This is a genomic window from Marivita sp., from assembly GCF_965656765.1.
Classification (GTDB): Bacteria; Pseudomonadota; Alphaproteobacteria; order Rhodobacterales; family Rhodobacteraceae; genus Marivita.
In genome coordinates, this window is the sequence record NZ_CBFHLV010000014.1 from 55875 (window position 1) to 62001 (window position 6127).

General features: G+C 58.3%; 3 protein-coding genes. 2 read left to right on the forward strand and 1 reads right to left on the reverse strand.

Annotated elements, in window-relative coordinates; translation table 11 throughout:
* The first annotated feature begins 111 nt into the window (after positions 1-111).
* Positions 112-1143, forward strand: coding sequence for an SIS domain-containing protein (locus ACTG4M_RS06360; RefSeq protein ID WP_439122806.1), 1032 nt, complete (start codon positions 112-114; stop codon positions 1141-1143).
* 8 nt (positions 1144-1151) lie between these two features.
* On the forward strand, positions 1152-2297 hold the full coding sequence (nagA, locus tag ACTG4M_RS06365) for an N-acetylglucosamine-6-phosphate deacetylase (protein WP_439122807.1): 1146 nt from the start codon (positions 1152-1154) through the stop codon (positions 2295-2297).
* Here nagA and ACTG4M_RS06370 read toward each other — a convergent pair.
* Positions 2266-6127: Hint domain-containing protein (locus ACTG4M_RS06370; protein WP_439122808.1), on the reverse strand; the 3862-nt coding region annotated here is incomplete at its 5' end. The genes nagA and ACTG4M_RS06370 overlap by 32 nt on opposite strands.

Genomic DNA, 6127 nt, shown 5'->3' on the forward strand with positions numbered 1-6127 from the left:
GGGAAACTCCGGGTTGCAGATCATGGCACGGTACTGCCTAACTGAGCCCAAGGCGGCTGTTTTCTAAATTGATCTTTCGTCACAGCCCCGGCGAATGAAAAGGCGCTTGATATGTCACCGGTAGAAACACAAATGCGACGCGAGGTGCTGGAAATCCCAGCAGCGGTTGCGCGGCTGTTGCAGAACGGCCGCGATGACATAAGGCAGGCGGCAGACGCGATCCGCGCCCGCGATCCAGATTTCATGATCAGTGTCGCCCGCGGATCGTCGGATCATGTTGCAACATATTTGAAGTATGTGTCCGAGCTTTTGACCGGCACACCAATCGCGTCAGTCGGGCCGTCTATTGCGTCGATCTACCGACGGCAAATGCGACTGAACAACAGTGTGTGCCTGTCTGTGTCGCAGTCCGGAAAAAGCCCTGACATCGTCGACATGGCCCGCATGTCGCGCGAGGGGGGCGCTGTGACCGTCGCACTGACCAACGACCCCGGTAGCCCTCTGGCACATGTTGCGGACCATACATTGAACCTCCATGCCGGCCCTGAGCTAAGCGTGGCAGCGACCAAAACCTTTGTGAATTCAGCAGTTGCCGGCGTGTGGTTGTTCGCGGAATGGGCTGAGGATGCGGCGCTTTGCGCTGCGATCCGGTCTTTGCCAGATGCGCTTGAAGAGGCTGTTCACGTCGATTGGTCTGCAGCGCGCGAGGCTTTGGGAGACCGCAATTCGGTTTTTTGTCTTGGACGTGGGCCCGCCTATGCCATCTCGAACGAAGCTGCGCTCAAATTCAAGGAAACCTGCCAAATTCACGCGGAATCCTATTCCTCAGCCGAAGTATTGCACGGTCCGGTTTCCATCGTAGATTACGGGTTTCCGGTGATTGCTTTTGCCAGTGCAGACGAAGCCGAAGTCGCTTTAGGGACGGTTGCAGACGAGATCTCGATTAAGGGAGCGACGGTTTTCGCGACAACCGACCAGGTGGAGCGTGCCATCGCCTTGCCATTCGCGCGCACAGGCCATGCATTGACCGATCCGATTGCCCTGGTCACAAGCTTTTACGCGATGGTCGAACAGGTTGCGGGATCACGCGGGATAAACCCCGACGCCCCGCGCCATCTCAAGAAAGTAACAGAAACGAGATGACGGGTCGGGTGACTGCTTATATCGGCGCGCGGATCCACGATGGGCTGCAATTCCTTGAGGATCACGCGCTGGTCGTTTCCGCCAGCGACGGCTTTCGGGTGAAGCCCGTTGCTGAATTGCCCACGGATATCCAAGCCGAGTATCTGAATGGCGGTCTGATCACACCGGGGTTCGTCGATCTTCAGGTCAATGGCGGTGGCGGTGTGATGTTCAACGATGCCCCCTCGGTCGAGGCTTTGCGCGTGATGGCCGACGCACACACGCAACTAGGCACCGCTGCATTTCTGCCGACGTTGATCACCGACACGCCCGACAAATCCCAAGCTGCGATAGATGCGGTTAAGGCTGCGATTGCGGATGGTTTGCCCGGCATTGTCGGTATCCATCTCGAAGGTCCACACCTGTCGATTGCCCGTAAAGGAGCGCATGACCCGACGCTGATCCGCCCGATGGACGACACTGATCTTGCGCGTCTGGTAAAAGCTGCCGAGCATTTGCCAAATGTGCTTGTGACCATCGCTCCAGAGAACACGACGTTGGAGCAAATACGCAAGATGGCGGATGCAGGTATTCTGGTGTCGCTGGGCCACACGGATGCGGATCACGCTACGTGCCATGCCGCCTTTGATGCCGGCGCACGATGCGTCACCCATTTGTTCAACGCTATGAGCCAGTTGGGCAGCCGCGAACCCGGACTGGTCGGCGCAACTCTTGAACGGGGCGATATTCACGCGGGGCTAATCGCCGACGGAATCCATGTGAACCCTGCAACCATCCGGGTCGCCCTTGCGGCCAAACCCAATTCAGACCGGATTTTTCTAGTCACTGATGCGATGGCCACGGCCGGATCGACCCTTGATAGGTTTCAATTGAACGGTCGCGATGTGTTGCGCCAAGACAATCGCCTGACGTTGGCGGATGGCACATTGGCAGGTGCGCATCTGAGCCTTCCACAGGCGATTGCGAATATAGCCAACAAGGTTGGTGGCGGCCTAGATAACGCGGTCGCCCGCGCCACCTCAACACCCGCGTCGCTATTGCGAGACTGCGGCGGGGCAGGGCGGTTCGACGCAACAACCCGCTTTGCCAATTACTTTCGGGACATCGCAAACGATCCGAGCGTCACGATGCAAATCTTTGCCCGCCAGGCTTGACGCCACCCGGATGTTTTGGAAGCGATAAACTTGCCACCGACCTATGATGTGGGCGCGGCTTCAGCACGCGTAAATGGTTTGGCAAATGCTTGGACCGGGCAAAGACACGGGCCTTGGACCCATAGGCGGTTTCGGCATTGCAATACTGAAGGTCCGGAAAAAGATCGAATACCTCGCGACGGGCCTCTGCATGCATCGCACCCAAAGCGAACTGCCCCGGAAAAAAGCTTTCAGACGGCGCGCCATTGGCAAACACGATTTGGTGGTCATCGAACATGATATGGAAATAGGTGACGTGTTTGCAGCCATTCATCACACGCGCAGCACCGCCTTGCATCTGCGCGAGGTGTGTGGCCCGCACCAGCGTTTCCTCGCCTTCCAGATTGAGCAATACGCCATGCTGCGGTGACACGATCAACGGCGCATCGCCGCCGGTAAGTTCGGGCTTCAAAAGTACAGGCCGCAGTTTGGGCGATGTGAACAACTCTTGCGCCCCAAGGGTGCGATGCCCCACCCAACGCAACGTCTGAATGCCATTGTCACGGGTCACAATTCGATCACCTGCACAAAGGCTTTCGACAGGACGTTCGCCGTGTTCCGTTAGAATGCGCGTGCCGGATGCGAAACACACAACACCGGTGTTCTCAACGTTGAAGTAGCTAGTATCGGCAACGGCCCCAGTGAAAACAAGACCACCGCCCGCAAAACTCGTGTTATTGGAATAATCAACCCCGTCAACGCCGTCGTTGGACTGGTTGAGAATGCCGTCATCTGCTTGGTCGGCGGTCAGTTCCCAGATGTTATCATAGAAAGACGACAGATCGATCCGGTCGTTGTTGGTGATGTCACCATCGATCAGAGTACCGGAATTGCCAAAGTTGAAGTCGTTGATCGTATCAACGCCGTCCCCAGCCACATAGACGAAGGTATCATCGCCATCGCCGCCGATGATCGAGTCATTGCCGCCACCAGCATTGATCGTATCGTTACCCGTCCACCCGTCGAGCGTGTCGTTGCCATCGCCACCGTCAAGCTGGTCGTTACCGTCTGCTGCGAAGAGAACGTCGGCGCCTTCGCCGCCTTCCAGAAGGTCATCACCGCCGCCTGCACTTAGGCTGTCATCTCCGACGCCACCACGCAGGGTATCATTTCCGATATCACTGCCACCCAAGAGCGTGTCGTTTCCGTCACCGCCTTCAAGCAGGTCGGCACCGCTGGCCCCGTCGATATAGTCATCGCCAGTGCCGCCATACATGCTGTCGTTGCCGGTCCAGCCTTCCATGCTGTCATTGCCGGCGTCGCCAGTCATGACGTCGTCGCCTTCGGCGCCAAACACGCTGTCCGCGCCGTCGCCGCCGCGCACGGTATCGTTGCCCGAGTTGCCGCTCAGCCAGTCATTGCCCGTGCCGCCTTCGACTTGGTCATTGCCGCCACCGCCGTTAAGCGAGTCGTTGCCATCACCACCAACAAGGCTGTCCGCCGATGTATCAGCGCCGCCAAATAGTGTGTCGTCGCCTGAGCCACCAAAAAGCGTGTCTGATCCTGCCTCACCGTCTAGCAGGTCGTTGTCGATCCCACCGTCCAGAATGTCATTGCCGTCGCCGCCATAAAGCGTGTCGTTGTCGTCCTGACCGTAGATCGTGTCATTACCACCATCTCCAGACAGAAGGTCCGCGTTGTTGTTCGGCGCAAGATCAGTGCCATCATTTGGCAACTCATAAGGCGCGTACAAGGGGTAATTTGCGTTGGTCGTCGACACGTCGCCATAGATCACATCTCCGTCGGCGCCGCCTGAGATCGTGTCGTTGCCCTCGTTGCCTTCCAACGAGTCGATGCCATCGCCGCCAGAGACAGAGTCGTCGTCGAACCCGGCATCAACCGTATCGGCGCCGTCACCTCCGATGATAAGGTCGTTATCATCTCCGGTCAGGATCGAGTCATTGCCTATGCCACCATCGACTGTGTCTCGGTCATTGAACGCGTCGGGGTCGTCGGGGTAATATAGCGGGTTTCCGATCGCCCCATACCCTTCATCCGGCAAACCTGTGCCAGGTGAAGTGCGCGTATTGATGACGTCATCTCCAGCACCGCCCAGAACGCTGTCGTTGCCTTCGAAGCCGAAGATCGTGTCATTGCCGTCCCCGCCAAGAACCGTGTCGTCGCCCGCGTCTGCCTCGATTAAGTCTGCGCCGCTCTCGCCAAAGATCTGGTCATTGCCATCGCCACCTTCGACCGAGTCGTCGTCCGCGCCAGCAAAGATGCTGTCATTCCCGGTCCCGCCAAGTAGCGTGTCATTGCCACCGTCGCCGACAAGCGTATCGGCTCCGTCACCCCCCGAGATCGAATCCGCGCCGGCTACACCATCGTCACCGTCAAGGTAATCGTTGCCGATGCCACCATCGAGCGTGTCATTACCATCCTGACCGAACATCGAGTCATTACCGTCGCCGCCGGTCAGGTTGTCATCGCCAGTCCACCCATAGACCGTGTCGTCACCGCTTCCGGCATCGACGGTGTCGTTACCTGTGCCCCCGTCGATCGAATCGGCACCATCGCCAGCCAAAAGGCGGTCATTGCCAGCGCCTCCAATCAGCGTGTCATTGCCGGTTTCGCCCACCAAAACATCGACACCGTCACCGCCCTCGAGCCGGTCATCGTCGCCGTTACCATAAAGCGTATCGTTGCCCAAGCCGCCCAGCAGGAGGTCCATTCCGGTCCCGCCCTGCAGCAAATCGCCATCACCTTCGCCATACAGGGTGTCGTTGCCATCGCCGCCCGACAAGACGTCCACGCCGTCACCGCCCTCGAGCCGGTCATCGTCGCCATCACCATAGAGCGTGTCGTTACCCAAACCGCCCAGCAGGAGGTCCATTCCGGTCCCGCCCTGCAGCCAATCGCCGTCACCTTCGCCATACAGAGTGTCGTTGCCATCGCTGCCCGACAAGACGTCCACGCCGTCACCGCCCTCAAGCACGTCATCGCCGCCATCACCATAGAGCGTGTCGTTACCCAAACCGCCCGAAAGGCTGTCTGTACCGAAGCCGCCTTGAATCCAGTCATTGCCGATGCCACCATCGATGGTGTCGTTGCCGTCCTGGCCGAACATCGAGTCGTTGCCATCGCCGCCCGTCAGGCTGTCATCGCCGGTCCACCCATAGACCGTGTCGTCACCGCTTCCGGCATCGACGGTGTCGTTACCAGTGCCCGCGTCGACAACATCTGCGCCCTCACCACCGGACACAGAATCTGCGCCATCGCCAGCAATAAGGCTATCATCACCGCCGCCACCGATTAGGGTGTCATCGCCAATACCGCCGACAAGCGTATCGTTGGACCCTGCGGATGGCGCATCAGCCAGTACCAAATCCGCGTATTCGAGACCTGTCGTATTTGCAAAAATTGGGTCTTGTACGGCAATGTCGTTTGAAGAGGTCCACGTGATCTGATCGCCATCGTTGACTGCGATATCATAGGCGAAATAGGTGTTGCCTGCCTGTACAGGCCCGATTTGGATCAGCCAGGCGTTGCCGGTTTCGCCAGTTGTTTCATTGACGATATCGGATTGGGCAATGGCGTGGGTCTCGGTGCCAGCCGAATAACTCGTCGACCCAATCGTGATATCCGAAGTCAGAATCTGCGGCGCGCCGGTGTCTATTGGACTACCGCCGCCCGAAACCAGGTCTTCGAATGCAGAGTCGTCATCGTTTACCTCTATATTGACGCTGTCGGCTGCAGCATCAAAGGTAAACGTGCCGTTCTTCAGGATGGATGTGCTCCCTGAGCTTTCAAGGACGAAGAGGCCGAATTGACCACCACCGGTAATGCTGGAC

What these genes read in the sequence shown, in the direction of transcription:
- ACTG4M_RS06360 (WP_439122806.1), top strand. Translation starts at nt 112, where the DNA reads ATGTCACCGGTAGAAACACAAATGCGACGCGAGGTGCTGGAAATCCCA.